This is a genomic window from Streptomyces rubellomurinus, from assembly GCF_000961885.1.
Taxonomy (GTDB): domain Bacteria; phylum Actinomycetota; class Actinomycetes; order Streptomycetales; family Streptomycetaceae; genus Kitasatospora; species Kitasatospora rubellomurina.
On the sequence record NZ_JZKH01000061.1, the window covers coordinates 1 to 22,202 of the forward strand.

The window sequence follows — 22,202 nt, forward strand, 5'->3', positions numbered from 1 at the left end:
CCGGATACTGGGCCGCGAAGGGGGGCCGGGGGAACCGCGCAGCGGGGCGCCCGGACCAGAAAAAGCAGCCGCGCCGAAGGCGCGACCGAATCCCGCCCGGTTCGCCGTCGAGCACCCGGGCGCTTCGGCCGGTGCTCTACCCTGGTAGTCCGCATGCTCCACCCGTTCGCGGGGGTGCTGTGGTCTCTGGCCGGTGGACCGTGCCAACCCGCTTCCGCGGGGGTGTCCACCGGCCGCCCTCGTTTCCGGGGTCAGCGCCGGATGGTCGGCTGGTTGGACGGCTGGACGGCTGGTGGCTGGATCACTGGTGTCGGCGTCGGAGTCGGAGTTGCCCTGACGGTCGCGCTGCTCGCGGTTGCTGCTCGGGTCCTTGGTGCCGGCTGGTCGACGGTGAGGTCCGAGAGCATCGACCGCAACGGGCCGGAGTTGCCGTTGAAGCTGGCGATGGACGCGAGCGTGTTGCGGTCGGGGTCGAGGCGGGTCCAGTCGATCGGGTGCCCGGCCTCGGCTGCGAGCTGTCCCAGGAAGGCCCTCTGCGTCCGCCCGTTGCCCTCCCTGAACGGATGCAAGGCGTTGACGTCACCGTAGAGGTCGGCCAGGCCGGTGAGGAAGCTGTCGCGGTCGAGGCCGCGGAGGTGGTTCTGGCGGCGGGCGAGACGGCCGAAGGTGTCGTTCGCGAAGTCGGGGATCATGCGGACGAGGCAGAACCGGGTGTTGTCCTTGGCGATCTCGATGCTGCGGATCTGGCCAGCCCATGGGTAGATGCTGCCGAAAACCTCCCGGTGGAACGCCTGGAGGTGCGCCAGGTCGTAGGTGCCGGGGATCGGCTTCTCGGCGAGGCGAGTGAGGCGGGCGGCGGTGATGTCGGCCTCGGCGGCGGCGAGGGCCTGGGGGTCGGTGATGCCGAGCCTATTTCGCAGAACGCCGCTGTCCGGGTCGGCGTACGGGTCGGCCATCAGGGGGCCGGCTGCTCGGTGCCCGGGGCGCGGTGGCGGGCCTCCGCGCGGGCCACCAGTTCGTCGGCGGAGATCGTTCCGGCGGCGTACTCCTCCGCGTCGGCGTCGTAGTCCGCCGTGGGGGTGAGTCCCTCCGCCTGGACCGAGCCCAGTGCGGAGGACAACGCGCGGCGGCGGCTCTCCGGGGTGTCGGGGTCGTGCATCGGTGCTGCTCCTCGTCTCCGCGCGGGGCGGGCGCGGGTGGTTCTCATCAGCGTACGTGCCCGGCGCTGACCGGCACACCGGCGCTCGGGACGGGCGCGGCAGACGGCCGGCCCCGGCCGGCGGGCGCGCGCGAGGGGGAAGGGGCTCGATGCCCCTCCCCCTCGGTGCCGGCCGCCGGTCCGGGCGGCCGGGTCAGGCGGCGATCGGCTGGGCCTCCGCCACCGGCTGAGGCAGCGCTGTCACGCGGCCCTCGCCGGTTTCGGCCTTCTCGATCACGACGGCCTGGGCCGCTGCCCGTTCCCGCTCCCGGGTCAACTGCTCCTGGAGCTGGGCCACCTCACCCTCCAACTTCCTGACGGCGTCCTGGTGGTGGCGATGGCGGGCGGGTGCGTGCTGCTCGTCGTGGGCCCGGCGCAGCTCGGCGGCCCACGGGCGGGAGAGCATGTGCCGTGTGATCGCGTAGACGATGGCGGCGGTCCTACGCTGGGTGCCTTCCGGGGCGCTGGGACTGTAGTGGCCGCCGATCTCCCGCCGGACGACCAACCACCTGTGACTGGTCGGGCTCATCGACTCGGGGTGGAAGACCGCTCGTTCGGCCAACTGGACTCCGTAGACGGTCGGCGCATCCTCAAAGTGCTGGGTGAACGGGCTCGGCGTCGGCTTGCCATACGTGATCTCGATGGCGGCGCCGGAGCAGCAACCCAGGTAGTAGTGCCCCGGCTGCCACCCCACGGTGATGGTGCCGCCCAGCTCCGCGACGCGGTACAGGGCGGCCCCGTGTTCCCAGTCCAGGGTGATGGTGGCGTGCATCCGGTAGCCGCCTTCGGTGACCAGGGTGACGTACTGCGGGCCGACCGGCCGGGCGCTGTTCATGCCGCCGCCCGGGTGAGCGCGGGAGCCTCGGCGTCCTCGAAGATCGGCACCTTCCCGGCGGCCAGCTCCTCGATGTCGGGGAGGTTGCCCCACCGGCGCGCGGCGTGCCGGTAGGCCGTGGTCCAGAGGTTGAGCTGGCTGGTGACGGCGTCCATGTCGGTGACGATCGTCAGGAGCCCGCCGATGCTGACGCGCAGCTGCGGCGCGCGAGTGGGGCTGAGCTTCGCGGGCAGCGCCTCCACGACTGGCGGGCGGACCGGGGCGTCGAAACGCAGGTGCCCGGAAATCAGGCCCTCGGGCTCCGGAACGACGCCGGACCGTACCCCCGCGAACAGGGCGGCGGCCTGAGCGGCAGCGCGCGACCACGCCTTGTACGCCTCGTAGGCGGGCTGCGGGTGGGCCAGGCGGATTCGGGCGGAGGGCATGGTCATCAGGATCGTTCGGGCGATCAGTACGGCGTGCGCCTCGTGGCGACCGGCGAGGTGCACGGCAAGATCGGTTCGGACGATGGGCGGCGGGTCGTCGGTGGTAGCGAGGTACAGCATGCGGGGCCTCCGGCCTTGGTGGTGTGGTCTCCGAGGGCCGGGGGTGTCCGGTGCCATCGGACACCCCCGGCGTGGCGGGGAGGGCGTCACCCCCCCCGTGGTCAGGCAGCGATCGGTTCGTTGATCTCCGGGTAGCGGGCTTCCCAGTCGTCGGCCTCTTCGACCTGGTCATCCGTGCCGTCGCTGTCCGCATCTTCGGACTCGTTCTCCGTCACAACTGCGAGGTAGCGGTCCAGCGGGTCTTCCAGCTCCTCGTCCTCGTCCTCCTCGGCGACGGCCGCCAGCTCCGGCCCGTCCCCGCCCTCCTCGCCTTCCAGCTCCTCGTCCTCCTCGGCGACGGCCGCCAGCTCCGGCCCGTCCCCGCCCTCCTCGCCTTCCAGCTCCTCGTCCTCCTCGGCGACGGCCTCGGCAGCAGCCTTGGCGGCGGCCTCGGCGATCCTCGCCCGGAGTACGGCCAACAGGTCGATCTCGGGCTCGTTCAGCTCGTAGCCGTAGGCCATGAGGAGTTCGAACCACGCCACGGCCACCGCCGCCTTCCCCCACCCGGAAACGGCCTGGCGAACCTCGCGTTCCGCGCGCACCGCCACGATGGCGAGCATCACCAGGGGCAGTCGTGCCTCGGCCGTCCGTCCGATGAAGCGTCCGAACCGGGCGGTGCGGTCGTCGTCACCTGGCGCCTGGAGGAAGGCCAGCACCTCGGGGTCATGCTGGTCAGCCCCCAGCGAATACAGCATCGCGAGCACCTTCCGGGTCATCCCCTTCGGCACATCGCCCACTCGTCGACGTCGACCAGGATGATCGCCGCATCGCGAGCACCTTCCGGGTCATCCCCTTCGGCACCTTCTTGGACCGGCAAAGCTGCTGGATGTACTCGTGCCGCACTTCCTGAGCGATGGCGAGCGCCTCCTTTCGCTCACGGTTGGCCTGCTCCGCCGCCGCCTTCGCTTCCTCCTCGGCCGGGCTGCGGAACGAGTAGCTCCGCAGCAGCACCGTGTGCCCGTACTGGTGCGGGTCACGGCACAGCCACCTGGCCTTGATGTCGCCCTGTACGTTCTCGTTGAAGAAGGCCGCGTGTCCGCCACAGCTCTTGTGGTTCTCCGGCGTCAGCACCACCCCGTCAGCGTCGGCAAGATCCTCCAGGCCGACCTCCTTCGACCCGCCCCAACCGAATCCGTACGGCTCGCCGACCATCCGGACGCCAGCAGCCTTGAGCGCCTGCGTGGTCTCCCGACGCTGCACGGCCTTCACGGCCTTGGCACGCTCGTTCTTGATGGCCCAGCTGAGCTTGCCACCCCGCTCGATTGTGTCGAGCAACCGCTTGTACGCCTTCGGGTCGCCCTCGAACTCGGCGATCAGCTCGGCGTCCTCCAGCGTGAGCGCTCCCTCGTCCACGGCGCTCCGGGCGGTCTCCGGCATCGCTGACAGAGCGATCGAGGCCCTGACCTTCTTCGGGTCCTGAGCGACTCGCGCGGCGATCTGGTCGGCGTCGAGGCCGAGTTCGATGGACAGTTGTGCGTAGGCGTCGGCGATCTCGCTTTCGCGCATGTCCTCGCGGTGCATGTTCTCGACGAGCTGCGCGATGATCCGCGCTTCCTCGGCGCTCAGGTCGTTGCGCACGATGACGTCGACGGTCCGGTTGGCCTCGATCGAGCCCTTCGCGCGCCGGTTGCCCAGGATGATCGCGACCCCGCCCTCGTAGGGGGTCGCGATGATCGGCTGGAGCAGGCCGTGTTCCTTGATCGAGCCGACGAAGTCGGGCGTCAGCTCGGCCTTGCGGACGTTGCGCGTGAAGATCAGCTCGGCGGGGTCGATTCCTTCGAGGAGGATCTTCGCCGGGGCTTCCCCCGGGTCGGTGGCCTCGTCGTCGGAGTCGACCTCGATTGCGTCCGCCGGCTCGATCAGCTCCGGCGCGCAGCTCTCGTCGTCCAGCAGCTCAGCGGGGGCGATTACGGTGGTCACAAATCCTCCAACAGGTACCTGGTCTCTGCCCGTTGGGCGGGGGTGCCATCCCCTCCCAACAAGAACAATAATACCCCAATGAGGGTTTTTGGTCAACCAGACTTGATGGCTTCGGGCCACTTCGGCCGAGGTGGATTCATGATCGTTTGCGGGTCGCGCGGAAGGTACGGCGGCACAGCTGACCAGCCCGTACACACCTCCCCCGTCCCCCTGATAGCTGCCTGGGGTCCGGGGCAAAGAGGCCGTCCGGGTCAAGGGCCGGCCGCAGGCCGGTGGCGAAGCCACGCGAAGCGCCCTTGAGGCGGGCGGCCGGCTCCGGATACTGGGCCGCGGAAGGGGGACGGGGCCCTCTGCAACGTCGAGTACAACCGGAAAACCACCCAGCGCAACTAACGCCTCACCGGGCCCCTCGCGCACCTGGTCCGCTACTCACATGCAACGGGTCAGCCCCCGGCTCCCGCGGGTCGTGTGGGGCCCCTTCGAGCACTTCCTCGGCACCCGACAGGGCGCCCTCCATGCGGCTGCGGAAAGGTTCGGACAGGGCAGCGGAGCCGAGTGCACAAGAGGCGAGCATCCGTTCGTACTCGCCTGCAACGTCGGGAACGAGGCGCTCGCGGACAACCGAGTGCCCAAGCAGGTCGCGCAGCACGTAGCCGTCGCCGGTTTCATTCGCCTGGCCGGACACCTTCGCGATCAGGCTTCGGGCGGCAGACGTGTCCGGGTCGGCGGCGTCGAGTGCGGTCAGGGCGAGGCGGGTGGTGAACACCGTGAGGCCGTCTGCCTGCTGGAGCGCGAGATAGCGGTTGATCGCCATCTCTGCGGCACGCCGGTCACCAGGGCGGCACAAGGCGGTGAGCGTCGCCGTGACCGCGTTCTCCCATGCTTCACCCGGCTCGGTGTCCTCCAGCAGGGCGCGGGCGCCGGGAAGGTCGTTGGCGGTGGCTCGGGCGAGGACCGCGACCTGGCGGCCGTCGAAGATGCGCCGACCGATGCCGCGGTGCCCCTCGATGTGTCGCAGGGCCTCGTCCCAGCGGCCAGCGGACGTAAGGGCTCGGGTGCCGTCCGCGAGGACCACGCGCCACAGCCACGCCCGGACCTCGGCGCGCTGTTCGTCGGCCTCGGTCAGCTGGGCGGGCACCACGATGCCGTCCAGTACGGCCTCGGTTCCGGCAGTCACGGCGCGGTAGAGATCGAGGAGGAGCTGGTGGCCGTGCTGGTGGTGTCCGGCGCGGATGTGAAGGCGGGCGACGTTGACGATGGGTTCGAGGCCGCGGATGGCGCTCGTCGCGGGGAGCGGGCCGCGGGTGAGGTAGAGGGCAGCGTGGCGGTGGCACAGCTCACGGGCGTAGTCGGGGAGGCCGACGTCGGAGGCCAGGAGGGCTGCCTGGTTGAAGACGGTGGAGGCCAGGCCCGGGTCGGTCTGCCGGGAGGCCGTGTCGGCCAGCTGCTGGAGCCGGCCGACACGGGCTTCGAGGGGCAGGCACGCGGGCCGGACGCGGGCGACCAGCGGGAAGCGCTGGGCTGTGGGTCCGGTCGGGTGCACGGGGCTACTCCCAGATGACGGTGATCGGGTGGTGGGGGCGGTCCAGGACGAAGCGCCCGGCGGCCGGGTCGGCGGGAGCTCCGGCGGCGTCGGGGAGTTCGAAGCGGAGGGTGCGGTCGCGGAAGTGCTCGTTCCAGGTGCGGAGTTCCTCGCAGACGAGGTCGGCGAGGGCAGCGCCGTAGGGGCCATGGCCGACGACGCCGGTCTCGTACACCTTGCGGCCGTCGTTGCCGGGTTCGCCGGCGCGCAGGGTGAGGTAGGCGAGGGAGCTGTCGTGGACGGTGGCCATGGCGCCCCAGGGGAGCATGGGGGTGACGCCGCGCTCCTGGGCGGTCTTGGCCACGCTCATCCGCATGATCGACTTGGGGAGGGTGAGGGCCAGCCAGAGGTCGTGGTACTCGTAGGTGGTGCCGGCCGGGATGGTCACGCCGCTCCAGCGCTCGTGGCGCCGGGTGTCGAGGACCCCGAGCAGCTTGGAGGCGTCGACCGCGTCGGCCTGGTCCTTGTGGACCTGGAGGGTGACGTCGCCCTGGCCGGTGAGGGTGACCGTGCGGCGTTCGTCGTCCATGCTGCCGCGCAGCGGCATGAAGACGGCGAGCTGGTCGTTGACGGAGACCCAGCAGTCCTCGCCGCGTTCGAAGGCGATGACCCTGCTGGCGGTTCCGCGCAACCGCAGCGGCAGGACGATCCGGCCGGTCGGCTTGACCTGCTGGGGCCAGGCGGTGGGCATCTCGCTGGCGCTCACGGTGGCGATGATCCGGTCGAACGGTGCGCCTTCGGGGTGGCCGAGGGCGCCGTCGCCGAGGACGACGGTGACGTTGTCGGCCCCGGCGTCGGCGAGGTGCTTGCGGGCGCCGTCGACGAGGTCGTCGTCCACGTCGACGGCGACCACGTGTCCGTCCGGTCCGACGATGTGGCCCATGTAGGCGGCGTTGACGCCGGTCCCGGCTCCGGCCTCGAAGATTTTCTCGCCGGGCTGGGCGTCGAGCTGTTCCAGCATCATGGCGACGATGGTGGGCTGGGAGGCGGCGCTGATCTGGGTGCCGGAGCCGTCGGTCTTGGTGTAGGTCGGGTTGTCGGCGTAGGCGACGTCGAGCGGGAAGCCGGGCAGGAAGTGCTCGCGGGCGACGGCGCGGAAGGCGTTCTCGACCGGGGTGCTGGTGATGTGCTTGCCGGCGAGCAGGCGCTCGGTGAGAGCGTCGCGCAGCTGCTCGGCGGCCGGGGTGGTGCTGTCGCTGAGAGTAGTCACGTGGGCGACCCTAGTGGTTGTGCGGATGGTTGGCTGCGAGGGCGCGGGGTCCTCGCCGGAGTGGAAGACTGCGGCCACCGCCCTTGCTGCGGTGGCGGATTGGTGCTCGATGGGGACGCCGGCGCGGTTGGCGTGGAAGAGCGTGTGGTGGGCGAGGACGGCGCGTAGTCCGCGGGTGAGGCGGCCGTCGCGGTGCAGGCGGACGAGGTCCTGTCCGGCCTTCTCGAAGGCGTCGACCCAGGCGGTGTGCGCGGCGAGTGGTTCGCCGGGGCGGGTGAGCTGGCGGGTGTCGAGGGTCATCAGCCTGCGCATCGCGGCGGTCAGGGTGGTCACCCGCTCGGGCGCGAGGGCGGGCGGGTCGGGGCGTAGGTCGGCGACCCTGCTCCAGACGTCGCCCTGCTCGTACCAGTCGAGGCCGGCGGCGCGGAGCATGGCGGAGGCGAGGACGACGACGGTCTCGGTGCGGCCGAGGGCGGGCCGGTCGGGCTGGGCGGCGCGGGTCATCAGGTGCCGGCTGTCGGTGTGGAAGAGCCGGTGGGCGGTCTCCATGGCCTCGTCGCCGCCGAACGCCGCGGTCTCGGGTTCGTAGATGACGCTCGCCCAGCGGGTGAGGAGTCCTTCCTCGGTGAGGGTGTCCAGGAGCGAGGTGACGACGGGGGCGGGGGCGTCGGCGAGGTAGCGCAGCCGCAGCCCGTGCTTGCGCATGTACCACCAGCCCTCCAGCGTGCCGGACTTCTCGGCGAAGTCGAGGGCGGGGGTGAGGTGGTGGGCGGCGATGGGTTCGACGGTGGCGGGGTCGGCGAAGGTGAGGTCGTGCTGAATCCAGCTGGTGGTCATCGGTCGGTCCTCGGTCAGGCGGTCAGGAGGCAGGCGTCCCAGCGGGTCGCCGGTGCGGCGTGGGTGGCGGGGGCGAGCAGCGCGAGGGCGGTGCCGGCGGCGCCGTCCAGGAAGGCGGGTCCGGTCTGGGCGAGGAGCCGCCGGGCCTGGGCGTCGGGGTCGGTGCGCGGCGGGTGGGTGGTGTCCAGGAGCAGGGCGGCGGCGGAGCGCAGCCGGGCCGCGGTGCGCGGAAGGGCGTCGGCGGCGGCTCGGTGGGCGATGTGGGCGAGCCCGGCGTAGCCGTGGCAGGCGGACAGGTCGGTGGTCGCCGCCAGCGACGGCGGGTCCAGCAGGGCGGTGGCGAGGGCGTCCTCGGCGTCGTGCCGTAGGCGCTGGTCGCCGAGGGCGAGGGCGGCGAGCTGCTGGGCGCGGGCGATGCCGGCGGTGCCGTAGCACCAGCTCGGCCGCTGCGGGGCCAGCGGTCCGCGGACGGCGCCGGTCAGGTGGGCGGGGGTGACCCAGTACGGCCAGGCGTGGCGCTCGCGCCAGCGCTCCAGCCAGGCCAGGATCGTGCTGATTGCGGACCGTTGGCCGTCGACCTCGACGCCGTGGCGCAAGGCCAGGGCGAGGAGGGCGAGGGGACCTGCGATCCCGTGCGCGAGCCCGTTGTTGGCGTGCCCGTCCGGGATCCGGTCGTCCGGTTCGCCGGAGGGGCCGCTAGGGGTCCACCAGCCGGGCAGGACCCGGCCGTGGTGCTTGACGTCGTCGGTGAGGCGGACCAGGTAGGTGAGCACGGTGCGGATCGCCTCGCCGCGCGGGGCGCGGTGCAGCAGGACGGAGCCGATGCCGGCCAGCCCGCGGATCGTGTCGAACTCGGCCAGGGCCGGGAGTTCGGCGGCGTCGATCCGGGCGAGCGCCGCCTCGCAGCGGCGCTGCGCGTCGGCGGCGACGGCCTGGCCGAGGTGGTCGAGGGCGCGCCGGTAGGAGCCGGGCCGGGTCTGGGCGGCGCAGCCGAGGACGTGCGCCAGGGCGGGGGCGCCGTAGTAGAGGTGGCTGTCGGGGCCGCTGGTGATCTGGTTGTCGGCCGCCACCTCCAGCCATGCCCGCGCACGGTCCCACGGGCCCCGCCCGGCGGCGGCGCGCTCGATGTGGAGCAGGGCGACGCCGGGGGCACCAGTTGCCAGGGACTGGCGCCACTGCGGACGCGAAGCCCAGCTCTCGGGGACGCGGTTGGGGTCGGCGAGGAGGTCGGCGATCCGGTCGGACAGGTGGAGGGCGGGGTGCGGGTTCACAGGTCACCGTCCCGGGAGAGGCGGGCGAACGCGGCGGCGCGGGCCAGGTACAGGACTTGGGCCTCGTCGTCGAAGTCGATGCGGTGGGCGCGGCCGTAGGAGCAGTGCAGCAGCGAGCCGAGGACGTCATCCGGCGAGACACCCTGGGTGTGCGGTCCGGGGAAGAAGCGGCGGTAGGCGTCGAGGGCCTGGTGGCGCTCGGCCCAGGCGTCCACGATCGCGGCGCCGCCGGGCTGTTCGCGCAGCGCCGCGAAGCCGTCTGCGGGGTCGGCGAGGCGGACAGCCTCGCGGAAGAGGGGCCGGGCGATGGTCGCGGGGGGCATGGCGGGGACGTTGCGGATGAGCCAGCGCAGCCCGGCGCAGGGCGAGCCGGTGAAACCTGAGGCGATGGCGACGGCGTGGGCGGTCAGCAGCGCCAGCCTCCCGGGCCGCGCTGGCTGGGACAGCTGGGCGAGGGCGGCGGCGGAGTCAGAGCGGAAGACGCGCTCGGCGGCGGCCCAGGCGGGGCCCTCGCCCCAGCGGCCGTGCTCCGTGTAGGAGGTGGGGTAGACGACTGCGGACAGCAGCCCGGCCCGGTGGAGTCCGGCGGTCCAGGTGCTGATCACCGTGGCGGCGTGCCCGAACGCGTCGGGGTGGGGCAGGGTGATGCGCAGCCGCAGGTGCTGGCCTGGGTCGCGGAAGCGCACGAACCACCAGTCGGGGTCACCGAGTTGGTCCAGGAGGTCGGGCAGGTACTGGGTGAGGATGACGTCCTGGCGGTCGAGGTCGCCGTACAGCGAGGCGAGCAGGAGGCGGGAGGTGCCGGGGGCGTCGCCGTGGCCGCGCGGCAGGAGCCGCGCGGTGGTGGGCCTGGGCAGCACAGGCCAGGGCGGCGTCTGGGTGGCGGTGACCGGGACGGCGACCTCGTGGGCCCGGCCTCCCGCCCAGCCCAGGTCGGTCGGGGCCGGTGTCTCCACGAGGACGGCGTGCGGCGCGGAGGCGAGGTGGGAGCGCAGCAGGACACGGTGGCCGGGGTGGTCCAGGTCGAGAGGCAGGCCCTGGCTGTCGGCGGCCAGCAGCACCCGCCGCGGTGCACGGCGCCGCTCCAGCAGGTCGAGCAGAGCCGCCTCCCACCGCTCCCACGGCTCCCGCGCGGGCGGAAGCTCGGAGGCGGACAGCCGCCAGGCGGCCGGCGAGAGGATGATGCGCCCGTGCCGCAGCCGGGGCCGAAACGGCAGGCTGGACAGCGCGCCCCAGGAGAAGGCGGTGACCTGCGCGCCCTGGGCACGGGAGAGTTCACAGATCAGCCGGGCCATCGGCGCCGTGTGGGTGCGCAGGTTCAGGGCGTGGGTGGCGTTCGCCTCGATCCGCACCCCGAGCGCGGGCGCGGCCAGGTACATCCGGCGCCCGTCGCAGCCGACCGCCAGATCCTCCAGCCGCACAACGCCCTCGGTGCCCGGGCGGTGCTCGGCGAGGCTGACGACCAGCTGCCCGGTCGCCGCACTGCGGGCCACGTGCCCGGTCGCCGGGTCCAGCGGCGGGCAGGACAGCTGCGCGGTGACCGCCTGGTCGTCCATGGTCGGCAGGTTCGTCAGCACGCTGGTGAAGGCCGCCCGGTGCTGCGGGTCGAGGAGGTGGAGGAAGCGTCCGGTCGAGACACCGGCGGCGCGGGCGACGGAGACGACCTCCAGCCAGAACTCGCCCCGGTCCAGGGCCTGTCGGCTGGCGGCGTGGAGGCCGAAGACGACTTCCAGGTGCGGGGGCAGGCGCGGCCCCTCGGCGGGGCCGAGGTCGAGCGCGTCCAGCAGCTGCTCGCCGAGGACAACTTCGCGGTGCCCGTCGAGCGCCGCCCGCTGGGCGAGGGCGGCCAGGATTTCATCGCGCTCGCCGAAACGCGGCGGCTCGGCTACCCGGGCGCCCGGGTAGCCGTCCGGCCAGCCGATCCCGCTGTCCGCGACCACGTCCAGCAGCGGTACCAGTGCGCCCCGGCCGAACCGCTCGTAGAACCGCTGGTGGTAGGAACGCCACGCCGCCGACCCGAAGGGGAGGGCGCTGAGGCGGGTGAGCAGCCCGGCGGCCTTCGCGGCCTCGTCGGCCACGGCCTGGGGCAGGACGAGGTCGGCGTCCAGGCGCACGTCCACGGCCAGCCCCGGCCGGTCCCGCGCGCCGGGCCGGTCGGTGGCGGCCATCGCCCGGGTGATCTCCGCACGGGCGGCACGGCTCGGCGACCGGGTGTGGGCGGCGATCGCACGGTCGGCGGCGCGCAGGTCGGCGAGGACCTCGGCGGCTTCCGGGACTTGGTCGGCGCCGGCCTTCTCCAGCGCGGCCAGCAGGTGAGCGAGCGGGTCCGGCTCGGTGGCCGGGGCCCGGAGGCTGGTGATCAGCGCGCCGTGGGCGACCAGCTCGGCCAGCACGCCCTCGATCCTCGCCGTGGCCGCTCCGGGAAACTCCGCACGGAGCTTGCCGGTCACCACCCCGAACGGGACCGGGCGGCGGGCGACATCGAGGGCGAAGGCGACCGGGCGGGTGTGGCGCAGGCTCACCTCCGCCGCGCCCGTACCGCCCCCGGGCCGCTCCAGCGGCCGGTGCGGGATCACCAGCCGGTCACCGCGAACGTGGCCGGTGTCGTTCGCCGCCACCTCCAGCCGGGAGAGCAGCGCAGGTATGCGCTCCAACTGGCCGATCACATGGGCGAGCCAGGCGGACGAGGCCCGCGCGACAACCTGGTGGCCGTCGCCCCAGCGCAGGTCGGCGACGGGAGCGAAGGTCGCCGCCTGGACGCCGGCGAAGTGCCCGAACGGGGTCGGCCTCCCAAGAGCGCGCAGCAGGTAGCGGGCGGTGGACAGGGCGGCGCGCCGCACCTCCCGCGGCCGCTGCTCACCGGAGAGCAGCTGTCGGACCTGGCGGGCCAGGGCAGGGCTTGCCAGCGCGAGCGCCTCGGCGGTGTCCTCGTCGGCCCACACCTCGCGCAGCCACCCGGCCTGTTGGACGGCTGGCTCGGGGCTGGTGGTGGTGAGGTCCGGCCAGGCGGGAACCAGCAGAGCGGGACGGGCGACAGCGCGCACCAGTGCCACGTCTGCAGCGCGGTAAGGGGCCGAACGGGCGGAGCGGCGCATCGGGGACCTCGGGAGTTGTCGGGACGCTGGCGGGGCGGTGGTGCCGCCGGAAGGACGGCTGTCCTTCCGGCGGCACCGGGTGGATCAGTGGAAGCCGGTGGTGCAGGCACCGCACGTCGCGCCGCAGCCGTCGTCCGTGAGGACCTCCAGGCTGGCGGCGTCGGTCCGCTCGACGATGGTCACGTCGAGGTCGAACTCGTCGGTGGCCGCCACCGGGGCGGCCGGGGTCTCGGCCTTGATCTGACGGGCCATGTGATACCTCCTGTTCGAACTTCCCTTGCGGGACCTGGCGTCGGGGCGCGGACGTGCGCCTCGCATCACCAGGAGATGGTGGGGCGACCTCGCCGCCCGTGGCCGGCATGTCCACGGGCGGCGGGCGGTCAGCCGTGCGCGCGGGGCGCTACGGCCGGTCGCGGTGACCGGGCGCGGGACGGACCGGGGAGCGGTCGTCGCCGGCGTGGCTCGTGCCGGTTCGGCCGGGGGCGGTCACGGGAGGTTCGCCTGGGTGATCCGGGCGTCGAGGCGATCCATGTCCCTCAGGCTGGCCAGCGCGGTGTACTGGTCGAGGCTGGCGCTGTACCAGGCGAGCGCTGCCTCCTTCGCCCCCGCGCGTTCGGCGTCCTGGCCGAGGAACTCCGTGGCGTGGGCGCACCAGTGGGCGTGGCCGATCCCCTCGAAGGTCTCCCGGGCCTGGGTGAGGGCGGTGACGGCGAGGTCGTGCCGTCCGGCGAGGGAGTGGGCTTCGCCGAGGAAGGCCAGGGCCCGGGCGGCGTTGAGCGGGTCGGGCGGATTGAGCAGGGCCAGACTCGCGCGGGCTTCCGAGAGCGGGGCCACGCCGTCGTCGGGCTGGCCCTGGCGGGCGGCGGCCGAGCCGAGCAGGATGTCCGCCAGCGCGGCACCACGGAGGTCTTCGAGGTCGTCGTAGAGGCGGGCGGCCTCGCTGAGGTGGGGCTTCGCGTCGGCGTAGTGTCCGCCGGCCCACAGGCACGAGCCGATGCCCATCGTGCACTGGGCGATCCCGCTGAGGTCCTCGTCGGCGGCGGCCAGGTCGAGGGCCTCCTGGTAGCGCTGTTGGGCGTCGGCGAGGCTGCCGGTCCCTTTCAGGGCGAGGGCCAGGGTGGTGGTCATCTCGCGGATCGCCATGTGGTCGCCCCAGAGCTTGGCGGACCACAGGCCCTGCTTGTGGGCGGCCACGCTGAGGTCGAGGCGTCGCAGGCGGTGGAAGAGCGGCCACAGGTCGTGGACCAGGGTGACGAGCGCCTGGTGCTCGCCGAGTTCGCGGGCGGCGTCGAGGGCGGGCTGGATGGCGGGTGCGATGGCCTCCAGCCAGGCCAGCGCGCTGTGCTCGCCGTCGAAGCGGATCGGTTCGCTGGGCAGGTGGCGGTGCTGGCGGGGCAGCACGCGGTGGTGCGGGGTGAGCTGCTGGACGGTGGCGTGCGCGGTGGCGGTCAGGACGTCCAGGTAGCGCTGGACGACCAGGACCCGGATCTTGTTCGAGTCGGCGCCGACTGCGGTGGTCCGGAAGCTGTCGTGCAGGGCGGGCCGGAACCGGTACACCTCGCCGCGGCCGGTACATCGGCCGGTGTGTTCCAACAGGTGACGGGCGGTGAGGTCTTGGAGCAGCTGTCCGGTTTGGACGACCGGGGTCGCGGTCGCTGCGGCGGCCGTGAGCACGTCGAAGTCGGGTGCGGGCAGCAGGGCCAGGAGCCGCAGCAGCCGGGACTCGGGTTCGGGCAGCGAGTCGTAGACGAGCGCGGTCGTCATCGTGACGGCCTCCGTGGTTGTGGGTGCCGTGAGCACCGGGTGATCGCTGAGCGGCCGGGCCGGGTCGAGCACGGCCTCCCCGGCGGCGAGGCCGACCGCGAGCGGGTTGCCGCCGCAGGCCAGGACCATCGCGGCGGCGGCCTGCGGCTCGGCGTGGACGCGCTGTTCGCCGACGATCCGGCCGAGCAGCAGGAGGGAGTGCTCGGGTGAGAGCGCCTCCAGGCGGTGGTGGCGTGCGCCGTGGGCGGCGAGGGCGGGAAGGGGCGCCGAGCAGGTGACGACGACCGCGCACTGAGGGCTGGCGGGCACGAGCGGGAGGACCTGCTCGGCCGCTTCGGTGTCCTCCAGCACCACCAGCAGCCGCCGGGTGGCGGTCACCGACCGCCACAGCGCCAGCAGCTCCTCGGTGTGCCACGGCAGCACCTCGCCGTTGCCGAGACCGAGCGCCCGGAGCAGGGCTCGGGTCACCTCGCCGACCGTGGCCGGACGGCCGGCGCGCAGCCGGGCGACCAGCTGGCCGTCCGGGAACCGTTCGGCGGCCCGGTGGCCCCAGCGGGCGGCGACGGTTCGCTTCCCGATTCCGTCCGGGCCGCTGATCACCGCGACTGGCGCGGTGGTCGGCGGCGGGTCGGCCAGCGCCGCGTCGAGGAAGGCGAGCGCGTCCGAGCGGTCGGTGAAGACCGCGGGCACCGCGAGCAGTTGCCGCGGAGTGGGCCAGGCCCGGCGCTCGGGGTGGAAGTGGATGGTGTGGATGTCACGCGCCTGCACGGCGGTGTGGAGCTGGGCGGAGCCGCCGATGGTGTTGCTCACCGAGCCGTGAGTCACTGTGCCTCCACAGCGGTGAGCACGGCCGGTGCGGGCCTGGGCTGGGTGGGTAGAGCAACCGCCTGGTGCTGCTGGGCGAGGCAGGAATCGACGAGCGCGAGCATGCTGAACGCCTGCGGGTAGTTCCCCAACTGGCGTTCGCTCACCGGGTCGTACTCCTCGGCGAGAAGCCCGACGTCGTTGCGCAGCACCAGAAGGCGGTCGAGCAGCTCGGATGCTGCGTCCCGGTAGCCGATCGCGTGGAGCGCGTCGGCGAGCCAGAACGCGCAGGGCAGGAAGGCGCCCTCGCGCCCGGCCAGGCCGTCGACGTTCGCACCGCTCGCCGCGTGGGTCGGGTAGCGGTGGACTAGGCCATCGGGGGTGGCTTGTTCGCGCTGGACGGCCTCCACCGTGGCGATCACTCGCTTGTCGTCGCCGGGCAGGAACCCGAGCGCGGGGATCAGCAGGAGGGAGGCGTCCAGGTCCTCGCCGCCGTAGTACTGGGTGAACGCCCCGCGCTGTGGGTCCAGGCCCCGCGCGCACACGTCGGCGTGGATCTCCTCGCGCACCGCGCGCAGGTGCTCCAGCCTCTCCGAATCGACAGGAGTCCGGCGCTCCAGCAGCGTGACGAGCCGGTCGAAGAAGACCCAGGCGAGGATCTTGGAGTGGGTGAAGTGCCGGCGCGGCCCGCGCACCTCCCAGATTCCCTCGTCCGGGTCGCGCCACCGCTGCTCCAGCACGTCGGCCTGGAGGAGTAGCCACCGGTCGGCGTCCGGGTCGGGGGCGAGCCCGGCGTCCTCGGCGGCCAGCAGGGCGTCGGCCACCTCGCCGGGAACGTCGAGCTGGAGCTGGCCGGCGGCGCCGTTGCCCACCCGGACCGGACGCGAGCCCTCGTAGCCGGGCAGGTGGTCCAGGACGTACTCCTCCACGCCGGTCTCACCACCGATGCCGTAGAGCACGCCCGGGTCGACGGGGTCGACGTGGGCCAGCAGCCAATCGCGGAAGGTCCTGGCCTCGTCCAGGAACCCGCACCTGACCAGCGTCTTGACCGCCAGCGACCAGTCGCGCAGCCAGGCGAAGCGGTAGTCCCAGTTGCGCTCGCCGCCGAGCGCCTCGGGCAGCGACGTGGTGGGGGCCGCGACCATCCCCCCGTCCGCGGAGCACATCAACTTGAGGGTCACCAGGGCCCGCAGGACCACGGCCCGGTGCGGCCCCTGGTAGGTGCACGCGGACGCCCAGGACTCCCAGAAGCGCAGGGCGTCCGCGAGTTCGGCCAGGCTGTCGGTGGGCGCGGGCAACGGCAGGTCGGCGGGCTGCCACGACAGGGCGAGCACCGTCTTCTGGCCGGCTGCCACCGTGAAGTCGGCCCGGCAGGGGCCCTGCTGGCCGACGCTGTGGAGCGGCCCGTCGAGGCAGAAGGAGTCGTGCCCGCTAGTGGCCACGAGCCGGGCCTGCCCGCTGTGCTCCACACGGTGGAAGACCGGGCTGAGGCTCCCGTAGCCGGGGCGCGGGTGGAACTCGGAGGCGAAGTCCACCTTGCCGGTCAGGCCCTCCACCACCCACACGATCCGGGCCGGGGCGTAACCCGTCGCGTCGGGTGCCGGCATGAAGAGCGTGACGCGGGCCGAGCCCAACGGGGTGCTCCACTCCTGCTCCAGCACCGCGGAGTTGCCCGCGTAGCGCCGCCGGGTCCTGAGCGTCGGCGCACCATCGCTGTCGCGGGCGGGGGCGACGCGCCAGAAGCCGTGCTCGTCGTCGCCGAGCAGCGCGCTGAACACGGCGGTGGAGTCGAACCGGGGCCAGCACAACCAGGTGAGCATCGCGTCGCGGGTGACGAGGGCGGCAGTGCGGCCGTTGCCGATCAGGGCATGGTCCTCGATCGGCGGGGCGGACATGGGCAGGGACATGGTGGTCCTGACGCTGGGTGGAGAGGATGGCGGGGCGCCTCGTGGGACGGGCGTTCCCGGCGGCCTCGGGGCGGGTGGGGCGGCTGCGCGGCTACGGCCGGGTGTCGGGCATCAACTCGCCTGCTGCTGCGCGGGCGGGCTGGTGGTCGCGGAGAGCCAGGTGTCCGGCCAGCCGTTGCCCAGGGCGCTCAGCGGCACGATGTCGGTGAGGACGGCGAGGGCCGTTGCCTGCTGCCGGGTGCGGACGCCCAGGATGCGCATGATGGTCTGGAGGTAGGTGCGGACGCTGCTCTCGGCCAGGCCGAGGCGCTTCGCGGTCGCCCTCGGGTCCTCACCGGCGACCAGGCCGGCGAGCACCTGCTTGTGGCGAGGAAGCAGCGCCTCGCCGGTCGGGTGGGACACGGGCACGTCCTCAGGGCGCACCCATCCCCAGGCCGCGCCGAGAGCGGCGGCGCGGTGGCGGTACGGCGTGCCGAGCCGGGCCGTCAGCGCCTCGACGGCGGGGTTGACCGCCTTGGCGGCGAGGCCCGTGGCGCGGCTGATCGGGTCGATCAGGTGACCACCGGCGACCTGGCGCAGCAGCAGGACGTCGGCCTCGGACAGGTCCGGCCGGTCAGGAAGGGAAACGGGCATGACGAAGCTCCTTGGCACGATCAGGTGAGGGCAGGGTGGGGTGTGCTGCTACTGGGCGGCCCGGTCAAGGGCGGCCAGCAGCCTCGGGCCGCTGCGGCGGGCGCCCTCGCTGCCGATGGTGAGGATCACGTCGTCGGCGCGGGCGAGGGAGGCTGCCACCTCCTCGGCGCCCATCTCGCAGGGTCCGGGCTCGGGGATCACGAGCGCGCCGCCGTCCTGACCGCCGACACCGTCGCTGGCGCTGGCGAGCGCGGCGATGCCGTCAAGGTGGAGCTGGGGGCGGGCCGGGGTGGACAGGACGGGCAGCAGCACCGTGTGGTCGGCGGCGGCCAGGGCCGCGGTGATCCGCTCGGCCAGCGCGCCGGTGCGCAGGTGACCGACCGGCTCGAACACCGCGATCACCGCACCTTCGGTAAGCATCCGCGCCCCCTGGAGGTCGGCGGCGATCTCCTCCGGGTGCTGTGCGCGGGACTCCATCACGGTGACGCGGCCGACCGTGCCCAGCCGGGTCAGCGACCTTTCGGCCCCGGTGAACGCCCCGAGCCCGTCGACGAGGTCGGAGCCGGACACCCCGAGGGCCCATCCGGCCGCGAACGCCGCCGCGACGCCGAGGGCGGACGTGGTGCCCGCGATGGGCACGGTGAGCGAGACCCGTTCGCCGCCGGCCTGGATGGTGAGGTGGTGGTCCTCCCCGCTCCAGAGGAGACGGAGGATCTGCACGTCCATGCCCTGGCCCCGGCCCACCGTCACGACCCGCGGGCCTGGGGCTCGGCGCAGGCGCTCCAGCAGTTCGTCGCAGCCGGGCTGCCCGGCCCACACCACCACGCTCTCGCTGCTGCGGGCCAGGGCCTCGATGTCGTCCAACGCGTCCTCGCGGGTCGCGAACATCGGCGGTGCTGTGTCCACGGCGGTGACCAGCGTGACCGCCGGGTGCAGGCCCGAGCCTAGGGTGCGGTGGCGCCAGCCCGGCGGGGCGGCCTCGTGGAGAGCGGTGTCGGGGCAGAGGTCCACCACCAGGACGTCGCCGCTGCCGTCGTAGCCGGGTGCGTCGCCGTGCGGGGCGGCGGTCAGGATCCAGCCCGGGTCGCGGGCGGTCAGGGCGCAGGTCAGGGCGGCGGCGGCCATGGTGGTGGAGTGGCTGCCCACGACGGCCACGACGGTGGGCGCGGTGCCGCCCAGCAGCTCCAGCGCGCGCGAGTAGCCCATGCTCGGCAGGCCCTGGCCGGTTGCACGATCGAGGATCTCGTGCACCGCTGCGCCGTGTCCGCCCCAGAGCAGCGCCGTCGTCACGCCCGGCACCACGGGCTGCAGCACGGCGCCGGCGCGGGCGAGGCGCTGGAGCAGCTCGTCTTCGCGGCCGTCCTGCTGCGGCGCGACGGTCACGCGTGCACCGCGCCGGGCCAGGTAGGACGCGAGCCCGGCCATGCCGGGGCTGTGCGGGTCGACGACGTGCGGGGCGATCAGGACGTCGGGAAGCGGGCGGGGACATCGGAAGCCCCGGGCGGCGCGCCCGGCCGGTGCCGCTTTCACGCCGCCACCAGAGCGAGGAGGCCCTGCTCCGCAAGGCGGATCATCCGGTCCAAGAGTTCGCCCAGGTCCGTGGCCTCGGTGCCGACCACGGCGAGCATCGACTTGTCGGGCGCGCCGACCAGCGTGAGGTTTCGGCCGAGCCGGTCCTCGATGATGCTGTGCCCCCAGGGGTACCTGATGGAGGTGACGCTGCCGACGATGTCAACCCCGTTGGTGCTCACGGCACTCAGCGCCGCCATCACGGCGGCCCACTTGTCCGCATCGTCGCGGTCGAGCCCGGGAGAGGTGCCCACGACGAGGCCCTCGGAGCTGACGTGGATGGCGGCAACGGCACCGGTGGTGTCGGTGACCAGCTCCTTCAGGAACTGCGGGTGGGGTGAACTCACGGTGTTGCTCCTTCGCCAGGTCGTGCGGGGAGATGGCCGAGAAGTCGGGGCTGTCGTCTCTGAGTTGCGCGTGATGCCCCTATGGCCAGCGCGCCGACCTGCCCCGGGCCGTAGCCGCTGCTACGGCGGCCGGCCTGCCGCTCCGACTCGGGTGCTCGTCCACCGCTTGGATCACCCAGGCGGACGGCGCTCGTCTGGCGCGACAGGGGGAATCCTGCTCGTGTCCGACCGACTTCGGCTAGTAACCAAACGCTGACACGAGCCGACACAGGTGGACATGAGCCGACATGAGTGCCGACATTTCGCCGCTGCCCCTCCCGCCTCGGGCTGGGATCGGAGATCGTTGACCTGAGGCCGTTCCATCGATCGCCGTAACGGAGTTGTCATGGCGTCAGACCAAGAGATCTCCCTGTTCCAGGTCCTGGTGCAGCAGCGCGGGCTGGGTGAGTACCTCGTCTTCCTCAAGCAGCTGCAAACCGCTGCTGCCGAGGTAGCGCGCCTCGAACACAACCCCGCGCTGGCGAAGGTCACCATTGGAGAGCGTCAGTTCTCCAGATGGACGCGCGGACAGCACGGCAGCGGGCCCAGGCCGCTGACAGCGCGGGTCTTGGAGCACCTGTTCCAGCGCAGTGCCCGGGAGCTGTTCGGGCCTGCCCGCGCCGCGGGGGAGCGCAGTTCGCGTCTCCCTGCCGCACAATGCATAGAGCCGGGCGCCAGCTCGGACGCTCACACCCGGGACCTGCTGATGACAGCCGCCAGCGAATCGGCTTCCTTCGCCGCCTATGCGGAACAGAGCAACGTCGGCCCGCACAGCCTCGAACAGCTGTCGGCCGACATCCGCAGGATCGTCTCCACCTACCCCAACCGGCCGGTCGTCCCACTCTTCGAGGAAGTCCTCTCACTTCGGGACCGATGCTTCGAGCTTCTGGAAGGCCGACAGCCTCCGGCGTACACCAGCGACCTCTACCTGGCGGCCTCGGTGCTCTGCGGAATCCTCGCCAACGCGAGCTTCGACCTCGGCGCCTACCGCGAAGCGGAAACCCAGGCCCGGACCGCGTTCGTCTGCGCCGAACAGGCCGGCCACAACGGACTGCGATCGTGGATCAGGGGCACCCAAGCGCTGATCTGCTACTGGGAGGAGCGCCCGCACGACGCGATTCGCCTGGTGAAATCAGGCGAACAGTACGTCCCGGAAAACGGAACCGCCCACATCCGTCTCGCCAGCATCGCCGCAAGGGCGCACGCCCGCCTCGGTCAGGAGCACGACGCAGTGGCAGCCCTGCGCCGGGCCGACGAGTATCGGGAGCAAGCGGCCGATGACGACATCCCTGGCGGGATGCTCGCCTTCCCATTGGCCAAGCAACGGTTCTACGCCGCCACCACTCGCCTGTGGCTCGGCGGCGACGCGAACAACAGGGAGGCAGCGGCCCTGGCCGAAGAGGCCGTCGCACTCTACGAGTCCGCCCCGCCGGAGAATCAGCGGCTGGGCGAGCTGTCTCTTGCCCGCATGGACCTGGCCCTCGCAGAGCTGGCGGGTGACGAGATAGAGGGAGCAGCCCACCAGATCGACGCGGTGATCGCCGTCGCGAGCAGGCGACCCACAGAGAGCGTCAGCCGACGACTCGGTCAGTTCGCGCGCCGACTGGCTGCGAGTCCGGCCGGTACCTCGGCGATCGGGTTGTCCCTCCAGGATGGGATCATGCAGCATCGAAGGGCCCGCAACGAACTACCAGCTGGGGGACGCGGTTGAGCACCATCACGGTTCTGCACCCGGGACAGATGGGTGCCGCCGTTGCCGCCCAGGCCGTCACCGCCGGGCACAGGGTGCTGTGGCTCCCGAAAGGCCGCAGCGAGAGCAGTCGGCGCCGTGCCGATGACGCGGGCCTGCTCCCCGTCGATGACCTGCGCACCGCGCTCGGGCAGAGCGAGATCGTGATCTCGATCTGCCCACCGGCCGCCGCCGAAGACATCGCGGCTGACGTGGCGGCCGTACCGTTCGCGGGCATCTTCGTGGACGCGAATGCGATCAGCCCCACCCGGGCCACGAACATCGCCCGTACCGTCTCCCGAGCAGGTGCGACCTTCCTCGACGGCTCCATTATCGGCCCGCCCCCAGCCGGTTCGACTACCGCACGTCTGTACCTTGCCGGCGACCCGGCAGCGGCCAGGCAGGTGGCCGAGATCTTCGACAACACGTTGGTCACTGTCCGCTGCCTCGACCGGGACGCCGGTGCGGCCTCAGCGCTCAAGCTGGCGTTCGCCAGCTACCAGAAAGCCGTCAGGAGCCTGGTAGGCGTCGCACACGCACTCGCCGATCTCCACGGAGTGACAGCTGAGTTGATCGACGAAGGCAACACGATGGCCGGCCCGTTCCTGGCCGATCGGGACTACCTCCGCACCGTCGCCCCCCGAGCCTGGCGGTGGGTGCCAGAGATGCAGGATGTGGCCCGGACTCTGACGGACGCCGGCCTGCCCGCCGACCTCGCGCACGCAGCTGCCAGCACCCTGATGAGGTGGGACAGCCTGAAAGACCGTAGCGATCTCACGGTTGAAGACGTGCTCGACGCTCTCCGATCGACCGACTGACGTTCGATCCACAAACGAGCTCGCTACGAACGAGCAACGTCGGGCCCGGGGAGGTGGGGC

The 22,202-nt window shown here is 72.7% G+C and carries 18 protein-coding genes; 2 read left to right on the plus strand and 16 right to left on the minus strand.

Going from position 1 to position 22,202, the window contains the following annotated elements; genetic code table 11:
* Window positions 1-251: 251 nt before the first annotated feature.
* The 16 genes from VM95_RS25525 to VM95_RS25595 form a co-directional block, all read right to left on the minus strand.
* Entirely contained in the window at window positions 252-956 is a 705-nt protein-coding gene (locus tag VM95_RS25525) for a Fic/DOC family protein (RefSeq protein ID WP_063773563.1), read from the minus strand.
* Window positions 956-1,159 (minus strand): antitoxin VbhA family protein, encoded by a 204-nt coding sequence (locus VM95_RS25530; RefSeq protein WP_045700686.1) that lies wholly within the window; start codon window positions 1,157-1,159, stop codon window positions 956-958. Before VM95_RS25530 ends, VM95_RS25525 begins: the two co-directional genes overlap by 1 nt.
* Window positions 1,160-1,352: 193 nt before the next feature.
* Window positions 1,353-2,033 carry a hypothetical protein gene (locus VM95_RS25535; protein WP_045700688.1) on the minus strand — a complete coding sequence of 227 codons (681 nt, stop codon included), beginning with the start codon at window positions 2,031-2,033 and terminating at the stop codon, window positions 1,353-1,355.
* A complete protein-coding gene (locus VM95_RS25540) occupies window positions 2,030-2,578 on the minus strand; it encodes a hypothetical protein (RefSeq protein WP_045700690.1) in 549 nt (182 codons plus the stop codon). Before VM95_RS25540 ends, VM95_RS25535 begins: the two co-directional genes overlap by 4 nt.
* Window positions 2,579-2,679: 101 nt before the next feature.
* A complete protein-coding gene (locus VM95_RS39090; protein ID WP_157882205.1) occupies window positions 2,680-3,321 on the minus strand; it encodes a hypothetical protein in 642 nt (213 codons plus the stop codon).
* A complete protein-coding gene (locus tag VM95_RS25550) occupies window positions 3,290-4,537 on the minus strand; it encodes a ParB/RepB/Spo0J family partition protein (protein WP_045700691.1) in 1,248 nt (415 codons plus the stop codon). Before VM95_RS25550 ends, VM95_RS39090 begins: the two co-directional genes overlap by 32 nt.
* A gap of 397 nt (window positions 4,538-4,934) precedes the next feature.
* Entirely contained in the window at window positions 4,935-6,080 is a 1,146-nt protein-coding gene (locus VM95_RS25555; protein ID WP_063773564.1) for a hypothetical protein, read from the minus strand.
* A gap of 4 nt (window positions 6,081-6,084) precedes the next feature.
* Window positions 6,085-8,166: a methyltransferase, FxLD system gene (gene fxlM, locus VM95_RS25560; RefSeq protein WP_045700693.1), complete on the minus strand. Its 2,082-nt coding sequence runs from the start codon at window positions 8,164-8,166 to the stop codon at window positions 6,085-6,087.
* A gap of 14 nt (window positions 8,167-8,180) precedes the next feature.
* Window positions 8,181-9,437, minus strand: a complete 1,257-nt coding sequence (locus VM95_RS25565) for a lanthionine synthetase C family protein (protein WP_045700695.1) — start codon at window positions 9,435-9,437, stop codon at window positions 8,181-8,183.
* The gene (locus VM95_RS25570) at window positions 9,434-12,481 is read right to left on the minus strand and encodes a lantibiotic dehydratase (protein WP_341846030.1); all 3,048 of its coding nucleotides are present in this window, start codon (window positions 12,479-12,481) and stop codon (window positions 9,434-9,436) included. The genes VM95_RS25565 and VM95_RS25570 overlap by 4 nt, the downstream gene beginning before the upstream one ends.
* 135 nt (window positions 12,482-12,616) lie before the next feature.
* Window positions 12,617-12,784: an FxLD family lanthipeptide gene (locus VM95_RS40655; protein WP_078860513.1), complete on the minus strand. Its 168-nt coding sequence runs from the start codon at window positions 12,782-12,784 to the stop codon at window positions 12,617-12,619.
* 234 nt (window positions 12,785-13,018) lie between these two features.
* Window positions 13,019-15,106: a tetratricopeptide repeat protein gene (locus tag VM95_RS25575; protein WP_167352957.1), complete on the minus strand. Its 2,088-nt coding sequence runs from the start codon at window positions 15,104-15,106 to the stop codon at window positions 13,019-13,021.
* An 11-nt stretch (window positions 15,107-15,117) separates the two neighbouring features.
* On the minus strand, window positions 15,118-17,007 hold the full coding sequence (locus VM95_RS25580) for a glycoside hydrolase family 15 protein (protein ID WP_063773565.1): 1,890 nt from the start codon (window positions 17,005-17,007) through the stop codon (window positions 15,118-15,120).
* Window positions 17,008-17,118: 111 nt separating this feature from the next.
* Complete coding sequence (locus tag VM95_RS39095; protein ID WP_052707568.1) at window positions 17,119-17,640, minus strand: helix-turn-helix transcriptional regulator; 522 nt, start codon at window positions 17,638-17,640, stop codon at window positions 17,119-17,121.
* A gap of 48 nt (window positions 17,641-17,688) precedes the next feature.
* Window positions 17,689-19,170, minus strand: a complete 1,482-nt coding sequence (locus tag VM95_RS25590) for a Mur ligase domain-containing protein (protein ID WP_045700700.1) — start codon at window positions 19,168-19,170, stop codon at window positions 17,689-17,691.
* The gene (locus VM95_RS25595; protein WP_045700703.1) at window positions 19,167-19,556 is read right to left on the minus strand and encodes a roadblock/LC7 domain-containing protein; all 390 of its coding nucleotides are present in this window, start codon (window positions 19,554-19,556) and stop codon (window positions 19,167-19,169) included. Before VM95_RS25595 ends, VM95_RS25590 begins: the two co-directional genes overlap by 4 nt.
* 385 nt (window positions 19,557-19,941) lie before the next feature.
* Between VM95_RS25595 and VM95_RS25600 the strand changes: the two genes are divergently transcribed.
* Window positions 19,942-21,306 carry an NsdA family TPR-like regulatory protein gene (locus VM95_RS25600; RefSeq protein WP_045700705.1) on the plus strand — a complete coding sequence of 455 codons (1,365 nt, stop codon included), beginning with the start codon at window positions 19,942-19,944 and terminating at the stop codon, window positions 21,304-21,306.
* Window positions 21,303-22,142 carry an NAD(P)-dependent oxidoreductase gene (locus tag VM95_RS25605; protein ID WP_045700707.1) on the plus strand — a complete coding sequence of 280 codons (840 nt, stop codon included), beginning with the start codon at window positions 21,303-21,305 and terminating at the stop codon, window positions 22,140-22,142. The genes VM95_RS25600 and VM95_RS25605 overlap by 4 nt, the downstream gene beginning before the upstream one ends.
* The last annotated feature ends 60 nt before the right edge of the window (window positions 22,143-22,202 follow it).